18 protein-coding genes are annotated in these 19,916 nt (G+C 71.0%); 10 read left to right on the plus strand and 8 right to left on the minus strand.

The window, feature by feature from the left end; all coding sequences use genetic code 11:
- Position 1 precedes the first annotated feature (1 nt).
- From ACZ5J1_RS03190 to ACZ5J1_RS03200, 3 genes are read left to right on the plus strand one after another with little or no spacing between them, the layout of a single operon-like run.
- The gene (locus tag ACZ5J1_RS03190) at positions 2-1,189 is read left to right on the plus strand and encodes a cysteine desulfurase family protein (RefSeq protein WP_464562434.1); all 1,188 of its coding nucleotides are present in this window, start codon (positions 2-4) and stop codon (positions 1,187-1,189) included.
- Positions 1,186-2,313, plus strand: a complete 1,128-nt coding sequence (mnmA, locus tag ACZ5J1_RS03195; protein WP_464562436.1) for a tRNA 2-thiouridine(34) synthase MnmA — start codon at positions 1,186-1,188, stop codon at positions 2,311-2,313. Before ACZ5J1_RS03190 ends, mnmA begins: the two co-directional genes overlap by 4 nt.
- A complete protein-coding gene (locus ACZ5J1_RS03200; RefSeq protein ID WP_464562438.1) occupies positions 2,310-3,296 on the plus strand; it encodes a uroporphyrinogen decarboxylase/cobalamine-independent methonine synthase family protein in 987 nt (328 codons plus the stop codon). The genes mnmA and ACZ5J1_RS03200 overlap by 4 nt, the downstream gene beginning before the upstream one ends.
- A gap of 31 nt (positions 3,297-3,327) precedes the next feature.
- Here ACZ5J1_RS03200 and ACZ5J1_RS03205 read toward each other — a convergent pair whose 3' ends face one another.
- Together ACZ5J1_RS03205 and ACZ5J1_RS03210 are read right to left on the minus strand one after the other, a co-directional pair.
- Entirely contained in the window at positions 3,328-4,941 is a 1,614-nt protein-coding gene (locus ACZ5J1_RS03205) for an MFS transporter (protein WP_464562440.1), read from the minus strand.
- Positions 4,938-5,567, minus strand: coding sequence for a TetR/AcrR family transcriptional regulator (locus ACZ5J1_RS03210; protein ID WP_464562442.1), 630 nt, complete (start codon positions 5,565-5,567; stop codon positions 4,938-4,940). Before ACZ5J1_RS03210 ends, ACZ5J1_RS03205 begins: the two co-directional genes overlap by 4 nt.
- Before the next feature lie 166 nt (positions 5,568-5,733).
- On the opposite strand from ACZ5J1_RS03210, the gene ligA reads away from it, so the two are divergent.
- Positions 5,734-7,989: an NAD-dependent DNA ligase LigA gene (gene ligA / locus ACZ5J1_RS03215; RefSeq protein ID WP_464562443.1), complete on the plus strand. Its 2,256-nt coding sequence runs from the start codon at positions 5,734-5,736 to the stop codon at positions 7,987-7,989.
- A gap of 39 nt (positions 7,990-8,028) precedes the next feature.
- On the opposite strand, the gene ACZ5J1_RS03220 is transcribed toward ligA, so the two are convergent.
- From ACZ5J1_RS03220 to ACZ5J1_RS03230, 3 genes are all read right to left on the minus strand, one after another.
- Positions 8,029-8,985, minus strand: a complete 957-nt coding sequence (locus ACZ5J1_RS03220; RefSeq protein ID WP_464562445.1) for a hypothetical protein — start codon at positions 8,983-8,985, stop codon at positions 8,029-8,031.
- Positions 8,986-9,104: 119 nt separating this feature from the next.
- The gene (locus ACZ5J1_RS03225; protein WP_464562447.1) at positions 9,105-9,614 is read right to left on the minus strand and encodes a GNAT family N-acetyltransferase; all 510 of its coding nucleotides are present in this window, start codon (positions 9,612-9,614) and stop codon (positions 9,105-9,107) included.
- Entirely contained in the window at positions 9,611-10,414 is an 804-nt protein-coding gene (locus ACZ5J1_RS03230) for an SDR family NAD(P)-dependent oxidoreductase (protein WP_464562449.1), read from the minus strand. Before ACZ5J1_RS03230 ends, ACZ5J1_RS03225 begins: the two co-directional genes overlap by 4 nt.
- 37 nt (positions 10,415-10,451) lie before the next feature.
- On the opposite strand from ACZ5J1_RS03230, the gene gatC reads away from it, so the two are divergent.
- From gatC to ACZ5J1_RS03250, 4 genes are read left to right on the plus strand one after another with little or no spacing between them, the layout of a single operon-like run.
- Complete coding sequence (gatC, locus tag ACZ5J1_RS03235; RefSeq protein WP_464562451.1) at positions 10,452-10,751, plus strand: Asp-tRNA(Asn)/Glu-tRNA(Gln) amidotransferase subunit GatC; 300 nt, start codon at positions 10,452-10,454, stop codon at positions 10,749-10,751.
- Positions 10,748-12,262: an Asp-tRNA(Asn)/Glu-tRNA(Gln) amidotransferase subunit GatA gene (gene gatA / locus ACZ5J1_RS03240; RefSeq protein WP_464562453.1), complete on the plus strand. Its 1,515-nt coding sequence runs from the start codon at positions 10,748-10,750 to the stop codon at positions 12,260-12,262. Before gatC ends, gatA begins: the two co-directional genes overlap by 4 nt.
- A 1-nt stretch (position 12,263) precedes the next feature.
- The gene (gene gatB, locus ACZ5J1_RS03245) at positions 12,264-13,763 is read left to right on the plus strand and encodes an Asp-tRNA(Asn)/Glu-tRNA(Gln) amidotransferase subunit GatB (RefSeq protein WP_464562455.1); all 1,500 of its coding nucleotides are present in this window, start codon (positions 12,264-12,266) and stop codon (positions 13,761-13,763) included.
- The gene (locus tag ACZ5J1_RS03250) at positions 13,763-14,494 is read left to right on the plus strand and encodes an NYN domain-containing protein (RefSeq protein WP_464562457.1); all 732 of its coding nucleotides are present in this window, start codon (positions 13,763-13,765) and stop codon (positions 14,492-14,494) included. The genes gatB and ACZ5J1_RS03250 overlap by 1 nt, the downstream gene beginning before the upstream one ends.
- 27 nt (positions 14,495-14,521) lie before the next feature.
- Here ACZ5J1_RS03250 and ACZ5J1_RS03255 read toward each other — a convergent pair whose 3' ends face one another.
- From ACZ5J1_RS03255 to ACZ5J1_RS03265, 3 genes are read right to left on the minus strand one after another with little or no spacing between them, the layout of a single operon-like run.
- The gene (locus ACZ5J1_RS03255) at positions 14,522-16,021 is read right to left on the minus strand and encodes a spermidine synthase (protein WP_464562459.1); all 1,500 of its coding nucleotides are present in this window, start codon (positions 16,019-16,021) and stop codon (positions 14,522-14,524) included.
- Positions 16,022-16,056: 35 nt separating this feature from the next.
- On the minus strand, positions 16,057-16,791 hold the full coding sequence (locus tag ACZ5J1_RS03260) for a nuclease-related domain-containing protein (RefSeq protein ID WP_464562461.1): 735 nt from the start codon (positions 16,789-16,791) through the stop codon (positions 16,057-16,059).
- A gap of 6 nt (positions 16,792-16,797) precedes the next feature.
- Positions 16,798-17,163, minus strand: coding sequence for a hypothetical protein (locus ACZ5J1_RS03265; RefSeq protein WP_464562463.1), 366 nt, complete (start codon positions 17,161-17,163; stop codon positions 16,798-16,800).
- A 260-nt stretch (positions 17,164-17,423) separates the two neighbouring features.
- Here ACZ5J1_RS03265 and ACZ5J1_RS03270 point away from each other — a divergent pair, with 260 nt between their 5' ends.
- Both ACZ5J1_RS03270 and ACZ5J1_RS03275 read left to right on the plus strand, forming a co-directional pair.
- On the plus strand, positions 17,424-19,073 hold the full coding sequence (locus ACZ5J1_RS03270; protein WP_464562465.1) for a prenyltransferase/squalene oxidase repeat-containing protein: 1,650 nt from the start codon (positions 17,424-17,426) through the stop codon (positions 19,071-19,073).
- The gene (locus ACZ5J1_RS03275; protein WP_464562467.1) at positions 19,070-19,915 is read left to right on the plus strand and encodes a hypothetical protein; all 846 of its coding nucleotides are present in this window, start codon (positions 19,070-19,072) and stop codon (positions 19,913-19,915) included. The genes ACZ5J1_RS03270 and ACZ5J1_RS03275 overlap by 4 nt, the downstream gene beginning before the upstream one ends.
- Position 19,916 lies beyond the last annotated feature (1 nt).

Raw genomic sequence — 19,916 nt, forward strand, 5'->3', positions numbered from 1 at the left:
CATGTCCGACGCGTCACGTTCCGTCTACCTCGACCACGCCGCCACCACCCCGTTGGTGCCGGCAGCGTTCGAGGCGATGTCGGCACACCTGGGCGAGGTCGGCAACGCCTCCGCGCTGCACGCCTCCGGACGCCGCGCGCGCCGGGTCGTGGAGGAGTCGCGCGAGTCGATCGCCGCCGCCCTGGGCTGCCGTCCGGGGGAGGTCGTCTTCACCTCGGGTGGGACCGAGGCCGACAACCTGGCGATCAAGGGCATCACCTGGGCCCGTCGTGCCGCCGACCCCGGGCGCCGCCGGATCCTCGCCACCGCGATCGAGCACCACGCCGTGCTGGACCCGCTGCACTGGATGGCCGAGGCCGAGGACTTCGACGTCGAGCTGCTTCCCGTCGACGCGCTGGGACGCCTCGACGTGTCCGCTTTGGAGGCGGCCCTGGACCGCGACCCGGACTCGGTCGCGGCGGTCAGCGTGATGTGGGCCAACAACGAGGTCGGCACCCTTCAGCCGGTCGAGGACGTCGTCGCCCGCTGCTCGCCGTACGGCATCCCGGTGCACACCGACGCCGTCCAGGCCGTCGGTGCCGTCCCCGTCGACTTCGCCGGCAGTGGGGTCGACGCACTGACCCTGACCGGGCACAAGGTCGGCGGACCGTACGGCGTCGGGGCACTGCTCGCCCGTCGCGACCTCGACATCACGGCGCTGGTGCACGGCGGCGGCCAGGAACGCGACATCCGCTCGGGCACCATCGACGTCCCGGCCATCGCCGGCTTCGCGGCTGCGGTCGAGCTCGCGGTCAAGGAGCAGGCAGCCTTCGCGGCGCGGGTGGGGGAGCTGCGTGAGCGGCTGATCCGCGGCGTCCTCGACGTCGTCCCCGAGGCGATCCTCAACGGCGACCCCGAGTCCCGACTGCCGGGCAACGTGCACCTGTCCTTCCCTGGCTGCGAGGGCGACGCCCTGCTGATGCTGCTCGACGCCCAGGGCATCGAGTGCTCCACCGGCTCGGCCTGCTCGGCCGGTGTGCCGCAGCCCTCCCACGTCCTGATCGCGATGGGGCGTACCGAGGAGATGGCGCGGGCCTCGCTCCGGTTCAGCCTCGGCCACCCCTCGACCACCGACGACGTCGATGCCCTCGTGGCCGCGATCGGTGCCTGCGTCGACCGCGCCCGCGGGGCGGGCGGAGTCGGCCGGTGAAGGTCCTCGCCGCGATGTCGGGCGGCGTCGACTCGGCGGTCGCCGCGGCCCGGGTCGCCGAGGCCGGGCACGACGTGACCGGCGTCCACCTCGCCCTGTCGCGCAACCCCGCCTCCTACCGCTCCGGTGCGCGCGGCTGCTGCACCATCGAGGACAGCAACGACGCCCGTCGGGCCGCCGACGTGATCGGCATCCCGTTCTACGTCTGGGACATGAGCGAGCGCTTCCACGAGGACGTCGTCGAGGACTTCATGGCCGAGTACGCCGCCGGGCGCACGCCCAACCCGTGCCTGCGCTGCAACGAGAAGATCAAGTTCGCCGCCGTCCTGGACCGCGCTCGGGCGCTCGGCTTCGACGCCGTCGCGACGGGGCACTACGCCACCACCCTGATCGGCGCCGACGGCCTGGTCGAGCTGCACCGGGCCTCCGACTCGGCGAAGGACCAGTCCTACGTGCTCGGGGTGCTCACCCAGGACCAGCTCGCGCACAGCCTGTTCCCGCTCGGTGACACGACCAAGCCGCTGATCCGCGCCGAGGCGGCCGCACGCGGCCTGCTGGTCGCGGACAAGCCCGACTCGCACGACATCTGCTTCGTCGCCGACGGTGACAACGCCGGCTGGCTCAAGGAGAAGCTCGGCGACCGTCAGCCGAACACGACCGGCGTGATCGTGGACGAGTCCGGCACCCAGGTCGGGACGCACGAGGGCACGGTCGCCTTCACCATCGGCCAGCGCCGCGGACTCCACCTCGGCGTGCCCGCGGCCGACGGCAAGCCGCGGTTCGTGCTCGAGATCGAGCCCGTCTCCGGGACGGTGACGGTCGGTCCGCGCGACCACCTCGCCGTCGAGCACCTCGCCGGGATCCGTCCGCTCTGGGCGGGCACCGCTCCGACCGCCGGGATGCCGTTCGACTGCAGCGTGCAGCTGCGCGCCCACGGCGACGAGCACCGCGCCGTGCTGCACGTCGACCCCGCCACCGGTGACGTGGAGATCGACCTGCTCGACCACGCCTTCGGGATCGCCCCCGGTCAGGCCGCGGTGATCTACGACGGCACGCGGGTCGTCGGGTCGGCCACGATCTCCTCGACCCGCCGCGTCTCCGCTGCCGCTGTGGCCGAGCGGTGATTGCCACCGGCATCGGGTCGATGCCCGGCGAGGACTTCGCCGAGACGCAGAAGCTGATCCTCGGATCCCTGCCCGACCTGCCGCACCTGGTCGAGCTCCCCGCCCGTGGTGCGACCGCGTCGATGGTCGGCCGCACGCTCAGCCTGCTGCCGCTCGACGCCGACCTCCAGCCCGCGGGCTGGAGGCTGACCGGATCGGCCGGCTCGCCCGGGATCGATCACCGTCGGGCGAGCTCGCTGCTCGCGCAGGACCTCGACGCCCTCGAGGAGCTCACCCAGGGCTACACCGGGGCGTTCAAGGCGCAGCTGACCGGACCGTGGACCCTCGCGGCCACGGTCGAGCGACCGCGCGGGGACAAGCTGCTGGCCGACCACGGTGCGCGCCGCGAGCTCGCCCAGGCGCTGGCCGAGGCGGTCGGTGACCACGTCCGGGACCTGCGCCGTCGTCTCGGCGGCGTGGACCGGCTGGTCCTCCAGATCGACGAGCCCGCGCTGCCCGCGGTGCTGGCCGCCGCGATCCCCACCGCGAGCGGATTCGGCAAGCACCGCCGGATCGACCTGCCCGAGGCCTCCGAGGCGCTCGAGCTGGTGCTGGCCGCGGTAGCGGACGCCGGAGCGGAGCCGTGGGTGCACAGCTGCGCCCCAGGCGTCCCGTGGGGCGACGTACGGCGGGCCGGAGCACGATTCCTCAGCGTCGACCTCGACGTCACCTCGGCTGCCGACCTCGATCAGCTGGCCGAGACCCTCGACGCCGGTGCGGGACTCGCGCTCGGTGTCGTGCCGACCGGCCCCGGCGCCGTACTCCCGGGGGACCGGGCGGTGTGCGACCGGGTGCTCCGGCTGCTGGACATGCTGGGCTTCGACCCCGAGGAGGTCGCCGACCGGGTGGTGCTGACCCCGGCGTGCGGCTTGGCCGGTGCGACCCCCCAGAACGCGCGAACGGCGCTCGCCCTGGTGAGGACGAGCGCCGCAGCGCTGGGGTGAGACTCGCTCAGCCACACACCCGATGGTCGGCTCAGCCGACGTGCACGGCTCCGTGCTCGGAGTCGTCGGCCAGCTCGTCGTGCTTGACGTTCAGGAAGATCCAGATGATCGCCGAAGCGGCCAGCATCATGAAGGAGCCCACCAGGAACGCGTGGGTGGCGCCGTGGGTGAACGTGGCCAGGAAGCCCAGGTTGGCGAGCTGCGAGGGATCGCCCCCTGCCTGGGCGAGCCCGGCGGCCAGGTCCGGGCCGATCTGCGCGGCACGGTCGTTGATGAAGTGCAGCGAGACCGTGGAGAGCATCGCCAGGCCGAGTGCGCCACCGACCTGCTGCATGGTGTTGAGCACACCGGAACCGGCACCGCTGTCCTCGGCGCGGACGCCGTGGACGGCCGTGAGCGTGAGCGTGACGAAGGTCAGTCCCATGCCCAGGGACATCGTGATGATCCAGGGGAAGATCTGAGTCCAGTAGTTCAGGTCCGCGCCGGGGTAGGTCCCGTTGGCTGCCGCCTGGAGGATGGCCGCCGGCGAGTCGTCGATGGAGACCCGGCTGAACATGAACAGCGAGAAGGCTGCGATCAGGGTGCCGACGCCGGCGATGTAGCGCGGGTCGAACTTCGCGACGAGCTTCGAGGAGGCGACCGCACCGAAGACCATGCCGAAGCTGAACGGCAGGAAGGCGAAACCGGTCTTGAGCGAGGAGTAGCCGACGACCTGCTGGATGAAGAGGCTGAGGAAGTAGAACATCGCGAACATGGCCGCCGGGGCGATCATGAAGGCGGCGAAGCTCGCGGCCCGGGTCTGGTTGGCGAAGATCCGCAGCGGCATCAGCGGGTGGTCCTGGCGGGTCTCGATCAGGATGAAGACGGCCAGCATGAACGCGCCGAAGACCAGCGACACGATGGTCTGGGTCGAGTCCCAGCCGTAGTCACGCTCGCCGGCCCGGGAGAGACCGAAGACGATGCCGAGCAGTCCGAGCGTGCCGGTGATCGCACCGGGGACGTCGAGCCAGCCGGAGTGGCGCTCGGACTCGGTCAGGACGCTGAAGGCGAACAGCGCGGCGAGCAGGCCGACCGGGACGTTGATCAGGAAGGTCAGACGCCAGCCGTCGATCTCCTGGCCGAAGACGGTGTCGAGGCCGGTCAGCCAACCACCGAGGACCAGGCCGACCGCCGCGCCGACGCCGGACATCATCGCGTAGACGCCGAAGGCGCGGTTGCGTGCCGGCCCGGGGGCGAACGTGGTGGTGATCAGCGCGAGGGCGGCGGGGGAGGCCAGCGCGGCGCCGAGGCCCTGCAGGCCACGGGAGCCGAGCAGCATCGCCTCGTTCTGCGCGAACCCGCCGATGAGCGAGGCGATCGCGAAGACGGTCAGACCGAGGGCGAAGATCAGCCGGCGGCCGTAGAGGTCACCGAGGCGGCCACCGAGGAGCAGGAAGCCGCCGAAGGCCAGCGAGTAGCCGGTGACGATCCAGGTCAGGTTGGCCTCGCTGATGCCGAGGTCTTCCTTGATGTAGGGCAGCGCGATGTTGGCGATGGAGGCGTCGAGCACCACCATCAGCTGCGCGACGCAGATCAGGACGAGCGCCCAGCCTGCGTGCTTGACCGCGGCGCCGGGAGGCGCGGTGTCGGTAGCGGGTGTGGTCATGAGAGTTCCTTGGAATCGGCCCCGGCCAGGATCGCTGGCTTCAGGGCGGCGGGCAGGATGATCTGGTCGATCACCCGAGCGATGAACTCCGGCGTCGGCGTCTCGCCGAGCAGGAAGGTCCGGTGGAGCACGATCCCGGCGATGGCCGGGGTGAGCAGGTCGACGTCGAGGTCCTCGCGCAGCTCGCCGCGGGCGGCAGCGCGCTGCCACACGACGTCACCACGCGCCATCTTCGGTCCGATGAAGCGCTCGCGGAACGCGACCGCGAACTCGGGGTCACGCATGATGGCCGTGAGGACGGCACCGAACTGCGCCGTCGGTTTCGGGTCGTCCAGGCCGCCCACGCCGCAGAACGTCGCGAGCAGGTCGTCGCGCAGGTTCCCGGTGTCGGGGACCGGCGCATCGGAGCGGTGGGACTGAGCCAGAGCATCGATCGCGAGCTCGACCTTGCCGTCCCAGTGTCGGTAGAGCGTGGCCTTGGAGACCTTCGCCCGCGACGAGACCGCGTCCATGGTGAATCGGTCGTAGCCGACCTCGGTGAGGATCTCAGCGGCAGCAGCGAGGATCTCCTGCTGTCGGTCGCCCTCCACCCGGGGGCGGTGAAGCTTCGGCAGTGGCAGGTTCATCACACCTCCTGGTTCACCTGGTGTTCACATGGAACGAAACCGTTTCGTTTCATCTTTGAGAAGAGTACGACGCCGTTTCATCAGGGCGCAACCTGAGAACCCGCCAAATCATTCCTAGCCCGTCCCACCGACAAGACCTGTCGGTCGGACGCGGCAAGATGGTGTTGTGACCGTTCCGCAGACAGGCGACCTCGACCCGCGCGCCCGCCACCACGAGCTCACACAGCGGATCGAGGAGGCGCGCGCCCTCTACTACGAGCAGGACGCGCCCACCCTTTCCGACGCCGAGTACGACGCCCTGTGGCGTGATCTCGTCGAGCTCGAGGCGGCCCACCCCGAGCTGGTCACGCCCGAGTCGCCGACCCAGAGCGTCGGCGGCCGGGTCACCTCCGGGTTCGCCTCGGTCGATCACCTGCAGCGGATGGAGTCCCTCGACAACGCCTTCTCGGTCGAGGAGGTGCAGGCCTGGTACCTCCGGGTCGCCGGCGCCGGCGCCGTACCCCCGCCGTTGCTGTGCGAGGTCAAGGTCGACGGGCTGGCGATCAACCTGCTCTACCGCGACGGCGTGCTGAAGCGGGCACTCACCCGCGGCGACGGCACCACGGGTGAGGACGTCACGGTCAACGTCCGCCACATCACCTCCATCCCCGACGAGCTGGCCGCGACGCCGGAGTTTCCCGTGCCGACGCTGGTCGAGGTGCGCGGCGAGGTCTACATGCCCGTGACCGAGTTCGAGGCGCTCCTCGAGGAGCAGCGCGCCCAGGGGATCAAGGAGTTCGCCAACGCGCGCAACACCGCCGCGGGGTCGCTCCGGCTCAAGCTCGACGGGGTCTCGACGACGGCGCAGAAGCGGACCGCCGCGCTGGCTCGACTCGGACGACTCTCGATGGTCTGCCACGGAATCGGTGCGCGGGAGGGCTTCGAGCCCGTCTCGCAGTCCCACGCCTACGAGGCCCTGGCGGCGTGGGGCCTGCCGGTCGCGGCCACCGTCAAGGTCGTTCCGGACCTGGCCGGGGTGGAGGAGTACATCGCGTACTTCGAGAAGCACCGTCACGACCTGGCCGTGCTCGAGCACGAGATCGACGGCGTCGTGATCAAGGTCGACGAGGTCGCCCAGCAGCGGGCCCTGGGTTCGACCTCGCGTGCCCCGCGCTGGGCGATCGCCTACAAGTACGCGCCCGAAGAGGTGCACACGCTGTTGAAGGCGGTGGCGGTCAACACCGGTCGGACCGGGCGGGTGACGCCGTTCGGTGTGATGGAGCCGGTCAAGGTCGCCGGCTCGACGGTGGAGATGGCCACGCTGCACAACTTCTACGAGGTCGCGCGCAAGGACGTCCGCCCCGGCGACACCGTCGTGCTGCGGAAGGCCGGCGACGTCATCCCCGAGATCCTCGGCCCGGTCCTCAGCCTGCGCCCCGAGGGATTGCCCGCCTGGGAGCCGCCGACGGCCTGCCCGGCGTGCGGGACACCGCTGGTCGAGCAGAAGGCCGGAGACAAGGACCGGCGCTGTCCGAACCACGAGTTCTGCATCGCCCAGGTGACCGAACGGGTCAACCACGTCGCGGGTCGCGGCGCCTTCGACATCGACGGCATGGGGTACGAGGCCTGCGTCGCGCTGCTCGAGTCGGGTGCGTTGCGCAACGAGGGTGGCGTCTTCGACCTGACCGAGGAGGACCTCCTCAAGACCCCGCTCTTCACCCGCGAACCCAAGCGTGGTGAGGAAGGGCGCCAGCTGTCCGCCAACGGACTGAAGCTGATCCCCAACCTGCGTGATCGGCGCGGCGTTCCGTTGTGGCGGGTGCTGGTCGCGCTCTCGATCCGCCACGTCGGCCCGATCGCGGCCCGCGCGCTGGCGACCGAGTTCGGCTCGATGGAGGCCCTGCGTGCGCTGGTCGAGCAGGCCAAGGACGCCGAGCTCACCGAGCTGTCGGGCGAGGAGTCCGACGACCTCGTCGATGCCGAGGTCGAGCCCGCGGCGCCGAGCACCCGCGCGAAGGCCCCCGCCACCGAGGCCGAACGCGCTCGGGCTCGCCTCGCCGAGGTCGAGGGCGTCGGGCCGGTGATCGCCGACGCCGTGCTCGCCTGGTTCCGGGTCGACTGGCACGTCGAGATCGTCGACCGCTGGGCCGCTGCCGGCGTCGTGATGAGGGACGAGCGGGACAAGTCGATCCTCCAGACGCTCGAGGGACTGACCGTCGTCGTCACCGGGTCGCTGGAGGAGTTCAGCCGGGACGGCGCCAAGGAGGCGATCATCAGCCGCGGCGGCAAGGCCGCCGGCTCGGTGTCGAAGAAGACCGACTACGTGGTGCTCGGCGCGAACGCCGGATCCAAGGCCGCCAAGGCCGAGGAGCTCGGGCTGACCATCCTCGACGAGGACGGGTTCAAGCGCCTGCTGGCGGACGGACCGGACGGGCTCGCCTGAGGTGGTGGAGCGCCATGGTCAGCATGTGACCGTGGCGCTCTACAACCGATTCTCGGGCGGGCAGTTCGGGCAGGCGGTCATCGTGCCGGTCCAGCCGCGCTGCTGCAGCGCTCGTGCCAGGAGTGCGGCGGTGTCACAGGGCGTCTCCATGACGGGGCTCCAGCGCAGACGCAGGACCGCCTTTCCGCTCGCCACATCCGCCAGGTCCCGCAGCGCGTCCCGGTTCCCAGCCCGCCAGGACTCGTGGTTGAGTCGCCCGTCGAGCTCGATCACGAACTCGAACTCCACGTAGTCCAGGTCGCGTCGTTCCTTGCCGTTGCGACGGACCGCCTGGCGGACCGGTGTCGGCAGTCCGTGTGGCCGCTCGACCCGGGCCAGGAAGCCGTGCTCCAGCACCGATTCAGTGCCGTTCTCGATGTCGTCGAGCAGGGCGAGAACCAGCCGACGTCGCGGAAGGGTGGGATGGAGGGACATCGCTCGTCGCACGCCGGCGGCCGTCGTACCCCTTCGCCCGATGGTGTCGGTCAGCGCCGCGACGACCTCGGACTCGGTGGTGGCCCGGGCGGCCTCGAGGAGCGCGTGGTGCTCCAGGGCCAGTCGCGGTGGCTTCGTCCCGGCTCGGATCATTTCCTCCAGGTGCGCGACCGGACGCACGACGACGCCCGGTGGAGGGTTGAGTCGACGGCCGCGTTCGACGGCGACGTGAACCTCGTCGGAGCCCGAGACCCCGAGGACGGACGGACCACACAGCGCGGCCGGCGCCGCCCACAGCACCGCCGCCCACGCGCGTTGCTCCGCTGAGAGCGGCCCGGTGTGGCCGACGTAGACGTGCGGGTGGACCCGCACCAGCTCACGGCGTCGTACGGCGCGACGGATCTCGGCCACGGGCCACCGGCCCTCGCGGAGCTGATGCCAGGTGACCACGCCCGCCTGGGCTGTGCGATCAAGCTCGAGGGCTTCACGAAGGATCCGAGCTGCCCCAGGGTCGACCGTCATGGTGCCCACACTCCGCCATTCCGCGCGAACGCGTTCTCGCCGAGGGGACGGTTGTGGATAGCGGGTTGTGGAGCGCCATGGTCAGCATGTGACCGTGCCGCTCCACGATCGGTCGCCGGTCAGCCGATCCAGTAGCGGCGTGTGCCGTCGCGGACGTCCTCGAGCACGCCTCCGTGAGTCTCGATCGTGCGCGCCGAGGCCTCGTTGGTGTCATCGCACGTGACCAGCGCTCGGGCGATGCCGAGCTTGCGTGCCTCGTCCAGCGCCAGGCCCAGCGCAGCCGTCGCATGCCCTTCGCGTCGGCGTGACGTGCGCACCGAGTAGCCGATGTGACCTCCGCGTTCCAGCAGGAAGTCGTTGAGCGTGTGCCGCAGCTGGATGAAACCGACCAGCGTCCCCGCGTCGTCGGTGATCCACCACTGAGTGCAGCGGACTCGGCCCTCGGGAGGCGGCTGCGTCAGGTCGGCGTTCCGGGCCGAGGCCGCGAGGTGCTCGCCGAAACCCTCCGGGCTGGTGCCGCCGGTGACCCACCACATCCCGCTGCCGTGCGGGACCTCGTCCTCGTTGTCGGCCACGAGCGCCGCCCAGTCCGCGTAGCGGTCGGGGTCGGGGGAGATCAGACGGGTCATGAGCCGAGCATCTTCTCCATGTTCTTCTTCACGATCGCGATGCCGCGGGTCGGGAGGAGGCGCATCAGCTTGTCCAGCATCGCCGCGTCCTTGCCGATCAGCACCCGCTCGCGTCCGGTGCGGATCGCGTCGACGATCTGGCGCGCCGCCTCGGGGGCCGGGGTGAGCTTGGCCTGGATCTCGGCCATCTTCGCCTCGGACATGCCCTCGACCGGAGCGTCGACACCGGAGTTCTCGGTGATCTGGGTGGCGATCGCGCCGGGGTGGACGACGGTCACCTGGACGTCGGTGTCCATCAGCTCGGCGTAGAGACCTTCGGTGAAGAGACGGACGGCGGCCTTGGAGGCGCCGTACGCGCTCTGCCCGGGCACCGGACCGTAGGCGCCCATCGAGGAGACGTTGACGATCGCCGCGGCCGGGCGTGTGAGGAGGCCGGGGAGGAACGCCTTGACCGTGTTCACCGTGCCCCAGAAGTTCACGTTCATCACCCGCTCGATCGCGGCGAACTCCAGGTCGTTGATCGGCACGAAGTCGTGGATCACCCCGGCGACGTTGATCAGCCCGTCGACCGGACCCAGGGTCGTCGGGAGCGCCAGCATCGCGTCGCGGTCGGTGATCGAGGCGGCCTCGGTGCGGAGCCGCTCGCCGGCGTCGGCCAGGCGGGCGGTCTCGGCCAACGCGTCGGCGTCGAGATCGATCGCGACCACCTCGGCGCCCTGGCCCAGGAGCGCCAGGACGACCTCGCGCCCGATGCCGTTCCCGCCGCCGGTGACCACGAACCTCTTGCCGGAGATCTCCATGACGGGTGAGCCTAGCCAGCGCCCTAGACTGACCCCCATGCCTGAACTCTCCCGTGACGAGGTGCGCCATCTGGCCGACCTCGCCCGGATCGATCTCTCCGACGCTGAGCTCGACCACCTCGCTCCCCAGTTGAACGTGATCCTGGAGTCGGTCGCCTCGATCCAGGGGATCGCCGGTGACGACGTGCCCGCGACCTCGCACCCGATCCCGATGACCAACGTGTTCCGCGAGGACGTCGTCGTGCCCAGCCTGACCCCGGCCCAGGCGCTGGCGGCCGCCCCCGAGCAGGAGGACGGCAAGTTCTCCGTCCCGCGCATCCTGGGAGACGAACAGTGAGCAACTGGATCCACACCACTGCCGCCGAGCAGGCCGACGCCCTCGCCGCGGGCACCGTCACCTCGGTCGAGCTGGTGCAGGCGCACCTCGACCAGATCTCCGCGACCAACGAGACGCTCAACGCGTTCCTGCACGTCGACGCCGAGGGCGCTCTCGCACAGGCGAAGGCCTCCGACGCCCGCCGCGCCGCCGGTGCGCCGCTGCACCCGCTCGACGGTGTCCCGATCGCGATCAAGGACGTGCTGGCCACCGAGGGTCTGCCGACCACGGCCGGATCCAAGATCCTCGAGGGCTGGATCCCGCCGTACGACGGCACGGTGACCGCCAAGATCAAGGCCGCGGGTCTGCCGATCCTCGGCAAGACCAACATGGACGAGTTCGCGATGGGCTCCTCCAACGAGAACTCCGCCTACGGCCCGGTCGCCAACCCGTGGGACCACACCCGGATCCCGGGTGGTTCCGGTGGTGGATCGGCTGCTGCCGTCGCCGCCTTCCAGGCTCCGCTCGCGATCGGCTCCGACACCGGCGGCTCGATCCGCCAGCCCGGCGCCATGACCGGCACCGTCGGGGTGAAGCCGACCTACGGCTCGGTGTCGCGCTACGGCGTGATCGCGCTGGCCAACTCGCTGGACCAGCTCGGCCCGGTGACCCGGACGGTGCTCGACTCCGCGCTGCTGCAGGAGCTGATCGGTGGGCACGACCCGCGCGACCACACCTCGGTCCCGACCGCGGTCGAGGGACTCGTCGAGGCTGCTCGCTCCGGTGCTGCCGGTGACCTGACCGGTCTGAAGGTCGGCATCGTGAAGGAGCTCCAGGGCGACGCCTGGACCGCGCCCGTCGTGGAGCGGTTCAACGAGTCGATCGAGATCCTGCGAGGTCTCGGTGCGGAGATCACCGAGGTGAGCCTGCCGAACTTCGTGCACGCGATGGCCGCCTACTACCTGATCCTCCCGGCCGAGTGCTCCTCCAACCTCGCCAAGTTCGATGCCATGCGCTACGGGCTGCGGGTCACCCCCGAGGGCTCCCCGAGCGCCGAGGACGTGATGAAGGCGTCGCGCGACGCGGGCTTCGGCAACGAGGTCAAGCGCCGCATCCTGATCGGCACCTACGCCCTGTCGAGCGGGTACTACGACGCCTACTACGGCCAGGCCCAGAAGATCCGGACGCTGATCATCGAGGACTTCAAGCGCGCCTTCGAGTCCGTCGACGTCCTGGTCAGCCCGACCGCGCCGACCACGGCGTGGCCGATCGGGGAGAAGGCTGACGACCCGCTGGCCAACTACCTGCAGGACCTCGCCACCATCCCGGCCAACCTCGCCGGCGTCCCCGGGATCTCGATCCCGTCCGGTCTCAGCAGCGAGGACGGTCTGCCGACCGGCATCCAGTTCCTCGCCCCGGTGCTCGAGGACGCCCGGCTCTACCGGGTCGGCGCCGCTCTCGAGGCCGCGCTGCACACCCAGTGGGGCGGACCGATCGCCCCGTCGACGTACTCCGAGAAGGCAGGTGCCTGAGATGGCTGCGTCCGTGACCCTGATCGACTTCGACGAGGTGCTGGAGAAGTTCGACCCGGCGATGGGCCTCGAGGTCCACGTCGAGCTCAACACCAACACCAAGATGTTCTGCGGCTGCCCGGCCGTCTTCGGCGGTGAGCCCAACACCAACGTCTGCCCGACCTGCCTCGGCCTGCCGGGTGCGATGCCCGCGGTCAACGCGAAGGCCGTCGAGTCGGCGATCCGGATCGGTCTCGCGCTCAACTGCGAGATCGCTGAGTGGTGCCGCTTCGCCCGGAAGAACTACTTCTACCCGGACATGCCGAAGAACTTCCAGACCTCGCAGTACGACGAGCCGATCGCGTTCGAGGGCTACCTCGACGTCGACGTGGACGGGGAGACCTTCCGCATCGAGATCGAGCGCGCGCACATGGAGGAGGACACCGGCAAGGCCACCCACGTGGGCGGCTCGACCGGCCGCATCCAGGGTGCCGACTACTCGCTGATCGACTACAACCGGGCGGGCATCCCGCTGATCGAGATCGTCACCAAGCCGATCCTCGGTGCGGGGGAGAAGGCCCCGGCTGTGGCCAAAGCCTACGTCTCGGCACTGCGTGACCTGGTCAAGGCGCTCGGTGTCTCCGACGTCCGGATGGACCAGGGCTCGATGCGGTGCGACGTCAACCTGTCGCTGGCGCCGAAGGGCTCCGACAAGCTCGGCACCCGGTCGGAGACCAAGAACGTCAACTCCCTGCGGAGCGTCGAGCGGGCGGTGCGCTACGAGATGTCGCGCCACGCCGGGATCCTGCTCGAAGGTGGCTCGGTGCTGCAGGAGACGCGTCACTTCCACGAGGACGACGGTTCCACCTCGTCGGGCCGGGAGAAGTCCGACGCCGAGGACTACCGCTACTTCCCGGAGCCCGACCTGGTGCCCGTGGCCCCCTCGCGTGAGTGGGTCGAGGAGCTGCGGCTGACGCTGCCCGAGAACCCGGCCGAGCGCCGCGTGCGACTGCAGGCCGACTACGGCTTCTCCGACCTCGAGATGCGTGACGTCGTCGCCGCCGAGGCGCTCGACCTGATCGCCGAGACGGTCGAGGCCGGTGCCACGCCGCAGGCAGCCCGCAAGTGGTGGATGGCCGAGCTGCTCCGTCGCGCCAACGAGACGGGTGTCGCCCTCGACGAGGTCGGGGTCACCCCGGCCCAGATCGTCGAGGTGCAGCAGCTGATCGATGCCAAGACGATCAACGACAAGCTGGCCCGCCAGGTCTTCGAGGGCCTGTACGCCGGCGAGGGCACGCCCGCGGAGATCGTGGCGGCCCGCGGGTTGGCCGTGGTGTCCGACGACGGCGCCCTGACCGAGGCCGTGGATGCTGCGATCGCTGCTCAGCCCGACGTCGCGGACAAGATCCGGGGCGGCAACCTCGGTGCGGTCGGCGCCCTGATCGGCCCGATCATGAAGTCGATGGGCGGCAAGGCCGATGCGGCCCGTGTCCGCGAGATCATCATGGACAAGCTCAGCTGATGGTCGAGGCCAGGGTCGCGCTGCTGATCGACGCCGACAACGCGTCGGCGTCCTCGGTGGACGCGGTCCTGGCCGACCTCGCCGCCTACGGCGAGGTGACGGTCCGTCGCGCCTACGGCAACTGGACCAAGCAGGGCCTCAAGCCGTGGGTCGACGTGCTCGCCGAGTCGGCGATCCGGCCGATGCAGCAGTTCGACCTGACGGCGCACAAGAACGCCTCCGACATGGCCCTGGTCATCGACGCGGTCGAGCTGCTGCACGCGGCGGCGCCCGATGCGTTCGCGATCGTCTCCAGCGACTCCGACTTCACCCCGCTCGCGCACTACCTGCGGGAGAAGGGCTGCCAGGTCTACGGCTACGGCGAGGCCAAGGCGCCGGCGCCGTTCCAGTCGGCCTGCACCCGATTCACCGTGGTCTCGCGGCTGCTGCCGGCGGAGGAGACGGAGGCCACGGACACGGCTGCCCCGCCGGCACCGTCGCCCGGCAAGGCGCTCAACGGCAACACCCGCCTGATCAACCTGCTCCGCAAGACGATCGCGTCCGCGGCCGACGACGACGGCTGGGCTCCGGTCAGCACGGTCGGGCAGCGGGTGCAGAACCAGTCGTCGGAGAACCCGCGCAACCACGGCTTCAGCGGCTGGTCGAAGCTTCTCGGAGCGATCGACCTCTTCGAGATGCGCGACGAGGGCACCCCGAAGGTGTCGGTGCGGGACCGTCGCGCCAAGCGTTGAGCTGACCGCTCGAAGCTCTCGGAGCTCTCAGAGCTCTCCGGCGAGCGACATGTCGGTGAGCCACTCGACCGGCGCGCGGTCGTCGGTCCAGATCGGGCCGCCGGTCAGGGCGGGCTCGAGCCGGTCCGCGACGTCGTCGGCCAGGTTGGTCAACGCCGGCGGCACCTCCGCGGAGGCCAGTCCGTCCGCGGGCGACTCGCCCAGCGTGGCCACGAGCTGGCTGTTGGTCGGCTGGGCCGGGTTGCGCCACACCTGGTCGGCCCCGAAGACCGACCGCAGGGTCGCTGAGAGCGCCTTCTCCAACGTGTCCGACCCCTCCGGGTGGGCGGAGTTCAGGACCAGCACCCCGCCCGGGGCCAGGTGCGAGCGCACCTCGGTGAAGAACTCCTGCGTGGTCAGGTAGAACGGGATGTACGGCTGCCGGTAGGCGTCGACCATGATCACGTCGAACGTGTCGTCGGAAGCGGCCAGCCACGGCCGGGCATCGGCGTCATGGGTGTGCAAGTTGGGTCCGCGAAGGTCGAACAGGTCGCGGCCCACCTGGGTTACGGCCGGGTCGATCTCCACCGCGTCCACCCGCGTGGACGGCAGGTAGTGGCCGATCTGCCGCGCCGTCGTACCCGCTGCGGAGCCGAGGATGGCGACCGAGTCCGGGGTGTCTCCGCCGGCGAGGGTGAGGGCGAGCATCTCGTCCCAGTAACCGCCGGTGAGGTAGCGGCCCGGCTCGTAGCGGGAGTGGATCGCGTGGCCCTCGTTGAGCTCGAGGATGCGGCTCTTGTCCTCGCGCTCGACGACGCGGGCGTACTGGTACTCCGTCTCGGCCTCCCAGATCACCTCACCGCGCGCGACCTCGGCCTTGACCGAGTCGGTCGGCAGCGCGATCAGCGCGACGATCGCTGCCGGCACCGCGGCCGCCATCCAGCGCACCCGCCCGCCGATCAGGGGGAGGGCAGCCAGCGCCATCAGGGCCGCGAAGATGAGGAACGTCCGTCGGGTCCCCGCCACCGGGATCAGCAGCAGCGAGGCGGTGAAGGTGCCGACCAGCGACCCCAGCGTCCCGATCGCGGAGAGGCGACCGGCGGTCCGTCCGGCCCGGTCGGTGTTCGTGGCGCCGTCCAGGCGCAGCCGCAGGGCGAAGGGGGAGACCATGCCGAGCAGCAACAGCGGTACGGCGACGAGCACCCCGACTCCGACGAGGGAGCCGAGGAACGTCGCGGCGCTGAGCTGGTCCACCGCGTCGACGGCCTGGCCGAGGAACGGTCCACTCACCAGCGGCACGAGGGCCAGCAGGCCCGAGGCGATCAGCACGATGATGGCGAGCCGGCGGGGAGCCGGGTCGCGGTCGGCCAGCCGGCCGCCCCAGGCGTAGCCGACGGCGAGGGAGACGAGCACGATCGCGATCGTGTTGGCCCACACGATCGTGGAGTCGCCGAACCACGGTGCCAGCAGCCGGGCCGCAGCGATCTCGGCACCCAGGGTGCCCGCCCCGACGACGAAGACCAGCAGTTCGAGCAGACGGGGTCGCATGCTCGTGAGGGTACGGCCGCGACCCAACGGCCGGTTCACCAGGCCGAACTGGAGTACCCGAGCTCGGTCAGCGAGGGCAGCCCGGCGAGCGGCAGCGACACGGCGGTCAGGAGGCCGAGCACGGTCCCGGCGCTCAGTGCTTCCTCGGGATCGTGCGGTCGCAGCGCCGTCCGAGCGGCGCCGACAACGTCGGAGGTGTGGGTGACGAGGACCCCGCCGATCTCCTCACGTCGCACCGTCACCGGTCCGTGCACGGACAGCATCGCGGTGACGTAGCCGGCCCGGATGCCCTGGTTGCGCAGGACGGTGCTCAGCATCTGCGCGGGAAGGCGTGCCTGCTGAAGCGCTCCGGTCAGCGGCGGGACCTCCACCCCGTCGATGAGGGTCGGCGCGTTGGGTCGGAACTCCACCCGACCGCGGAAGGCGGTGTCCTTCTGCTCCAGCACGGCGACGCCGCCGGGGGAGATGACGAGGGCGTCGACCTGGCGGGTCCGGTTGCGGTCGGTGAGCTCCACGCCGGTCGCGAGCAGCCAGCCGTCGGGCCATGCCAGCTCGGCGAGCAGCTCCTCCCCGCGGGTGACGAGTCCGCCCGCCTGGCAGACCCAGGCGCCTGAGTCGGTCTCCCGCCAGCGCGGCTTCGGTCGTACGGCGGCGTCGCGCTGTTCCGGCGCGGGCCGGTCTCGCCCGGCAGCGAGCTCCGCGAGCTCAGCGCGAACCGCGGCGAGCTCCGCCTTGAGTGCTGCGATCTCGTCGCGCGGGTCCGAGGTCATGGCAGGTCAGATCAGGTCGTCCGGGACGTGGTCGGGCACGACCGGTGCCGCTTCCGGGTCGGGACGGACCGGAAGGGCGGCCACCGCGGCCTGAAGCATCGCGACCGGAGCGGAGCCGGCTCGGGCGGCGGCCTTGAGCTCGTCGGGGGAGAAGGTCGGTGCCGTCCCCGGCTCGCTGCGCTCGGGCAGGGCGGCGAGAGCCGCCAGGACCTTCTTGCCCGACGCGGCCCGGAACGGGTACTTCTCCACCGGCTTCAAGGACTTCCATCGCGCCTCGGCGTCGGCACGTCGCCACGGCATCTGGCGAGCGGCGAAGAGGAACCGCGCCGCCGCATCGGCGGCCAGGGTCAGCTCGTGGTCGGAGAACTTCACCCTCCCAGTCTCGCAGGCCGCCGTCCGACCGCCATCCGCCCGTCGTTCGCGAGACGGGCGGTTGGCTGAGCCTGGGGTAAGGTCAGCCGACTACAAACCAATACTCGCCCGTGTGTGGGGGAAGTCGACGAGATCTCGACGCTGACCCGCAACCGTGAAGCCGGAACACCTGCCGCGGCGCGACCTGATGACCACGCTGTCGAGGACAAGCAGCGGGTGTCCTCGTCCGAGGCCCCGCTGGTGCAGCGGGAAGGACTCTCATGCGCTTCGCGCCCACCCTGGCCGCGGCGGCTCTCGCCGCTGCAGGTCTCACCTTCATCCCCAGCGGGGCTGACGCCGTCATGGCGCCGGAGCCGGCCGCCCTGACCGACGCCATCAACTGGCTCTCCTCGTGGTCGGACGAGGACGGGCTCCTTCCGGGGTACGGCGGCGAGCCGAGCATCAGCGCGACCGCCGACGCGGCCAAGTCGCTGGACGAGATCGGTTCCGAGGGGGCGTCCGAGGTCGCGGGCTATGTCGCCACGGCCGCAGCCGCGAAGCTGACCGACCCCTACCGCGCGAGCCAGGAGATCGCCCAGGGCGTCTGGGCCTCCGACCTGGCCGGCACGCTCAACCAGACCCTCGCCAGCGACCTCACCGCCCACGTCTCCGACGGCACCGGCACCGTCAAGGTCGTGACCGGCTACGGCCCCGCGCCGGACTACGACGAGATCACCGAGACCAAGACGGTCAACGCCGCGGCCGACGGTCGCCTCCTGGACCCGAAGTTCAGCGCCTGGACCGGCACCAACGCCCAGGCGTGGGCCGTGCTCGCCCTCGCCCAGGCGGAGTCGTCGCGCACCGAGGACGCGCTGGACTACCTGCTCGGCCAGCAGTGCGCCGACGGCGGTTTCCGCTCGAAGTTCTCCGCGATCGACGCTGCGAACCAGACCTGCGCAGCGGACGTCGCCTCGACCGACACCGACCTGACCTTCTCCAGCCCGGACGCCACCGCCACGACGGTGATCCTGCTGAGCGAGCTGCCGAACCCCTCGGACGCGGTGACCGACGCGATCGTCGACGCCGTGTCCTTCCTGAGCGACGAGGACCTCCAGGGTGCCGACGGCAGCTTCAGCGAGTGGTACGGCGTCAGTGGGAACAGCACCGGTCTGGCGGCGCGCGCGCTGCGACTGACCGGTCACTCCGAGCTCGGCGCGATCAGCGCCGGCTGGCTCCGCCGGCACCAGGCCTCCTCGTACGGCGCCTGCGCGACCCCGCTCGAGGACGACCGTGGCGCGCTCCTCTACAGCGACGACGCCTATGAGCTGGCGCTCGATGAGGGCCTGACCGACGCGGCCAGCGTCGGGTCGGCCGTGGCGGTGACGGCTCAGTCGCTGGCGGCCCTCTCCTTGCTTCCCGTCACCAGCCCGGCCCCGAAGGTCACCATCGCCCCGACGACGGTGAAGCCCGGCGCGAAGGTCGCGGTGAAGTTCACCGGAGCCAACGCCGCCGACGCGGTCTGCGTCGCGGTGAACGGTCGGGGCACGCTCCTCGCCGCCGGGACCACCTCGGCCACGGTCGTCGCGCCGCGTGGCGTCGCCCAGGCACCGGTGACGGTGCAGACCGCCTCCGGCGTCACCTCGACCGTCAAGCTCACGGTCGACACCGCCGCCAAGCTCAAGGCCACGGCCGCCAAGACGGTCAAGCGCGGCAAGAAGGTCACCGTCACCGTCAAGGGCCTCTGGCCGTCCGAGACCGTCACGGTCAAGCTCGGCAAGATCACGCTCGGCAAGGCCAAGGCCAACGCCGCCGGCAAGGTCGTCGTCCGGGTGAAGGTCAAGAAGTCCACCGTCGTGGGCAAGAAGAAGCTCACCGTCACCGGCGCCTTCGCCAACCGCTCGGGCGCGACGACCGTCAAGGTCACCCGTTGATCCGACGCTTCTCCGGTCTGATGGCGGCCGTGGTGCTTCTCACCACGGCCGTCATCGGCCTCGCTCCCGCCCCGGCGCACGCCGCCTACTGCAGCGGATCCGGGGTCGGAGTGGTCGTCGACTTCGGCGCCCTCGGCGGCGGGGTCACGCAGGGATGCGGCAGCGGCTCGAAGGCGTCGACGGCCTTCGCCAAGGCCGGCGTGAGCCTGGAGCAGGACAGCCGCCAGTCCGGCTTCGTCTGCCGCGTCCAGGGCAAGCCGTCGGCCGGCCAGGAGTGCTTGGCCACCAACGCCTACTGGGCGCTCTTCGTCTCCAAGCAGGGCGGCGCCTGGAAGTACGCGAGCCAAGGCGTCTACACCCAACCGGTCAAGAACGGCGACAGCATCGCCTTCGTCTGGCAGGACTCCAACGGGCGTACGGCGCCGGGGACCGCCCCGCAGCCACTCGCCGCCACCCCGACGGCGCCGACCAGCGCGGCCACGACGGCTCCGGTGAAGCCGAAGCCGAGCTCCAAGCCCCGGGCCACGAAGGCTCCGAAGCCGACCGCCTCCGCGTCGAGCTCGGCACCGGCGTCGTCGGCCACCGCCACCGCGTCGGCCAGCTCGACGCCCACGACGGCCAGCTCGGCTCCCGCTTCGGCCAGCTCGACGCCCACGGCGGCCACCTCGGCCCCCATGTCGGCCAGCTCGGCTCCCACGGCGGCCACCTCGACGGTGACCGACGAGGACGAGCCGGCCCAGACCGGGCTGCCCGGGTGGGTCGGGCCGCTGCTCGTGGTCGCTCTCGTCGGGATCGCCACGGCCGTCCTCCTGGTACGCAAGCGAGCCCCGAAGGCGCCGTGAT

It is taken from the genome of Nocardioides sp. JCM 18999, assembly GCF_055391175.1.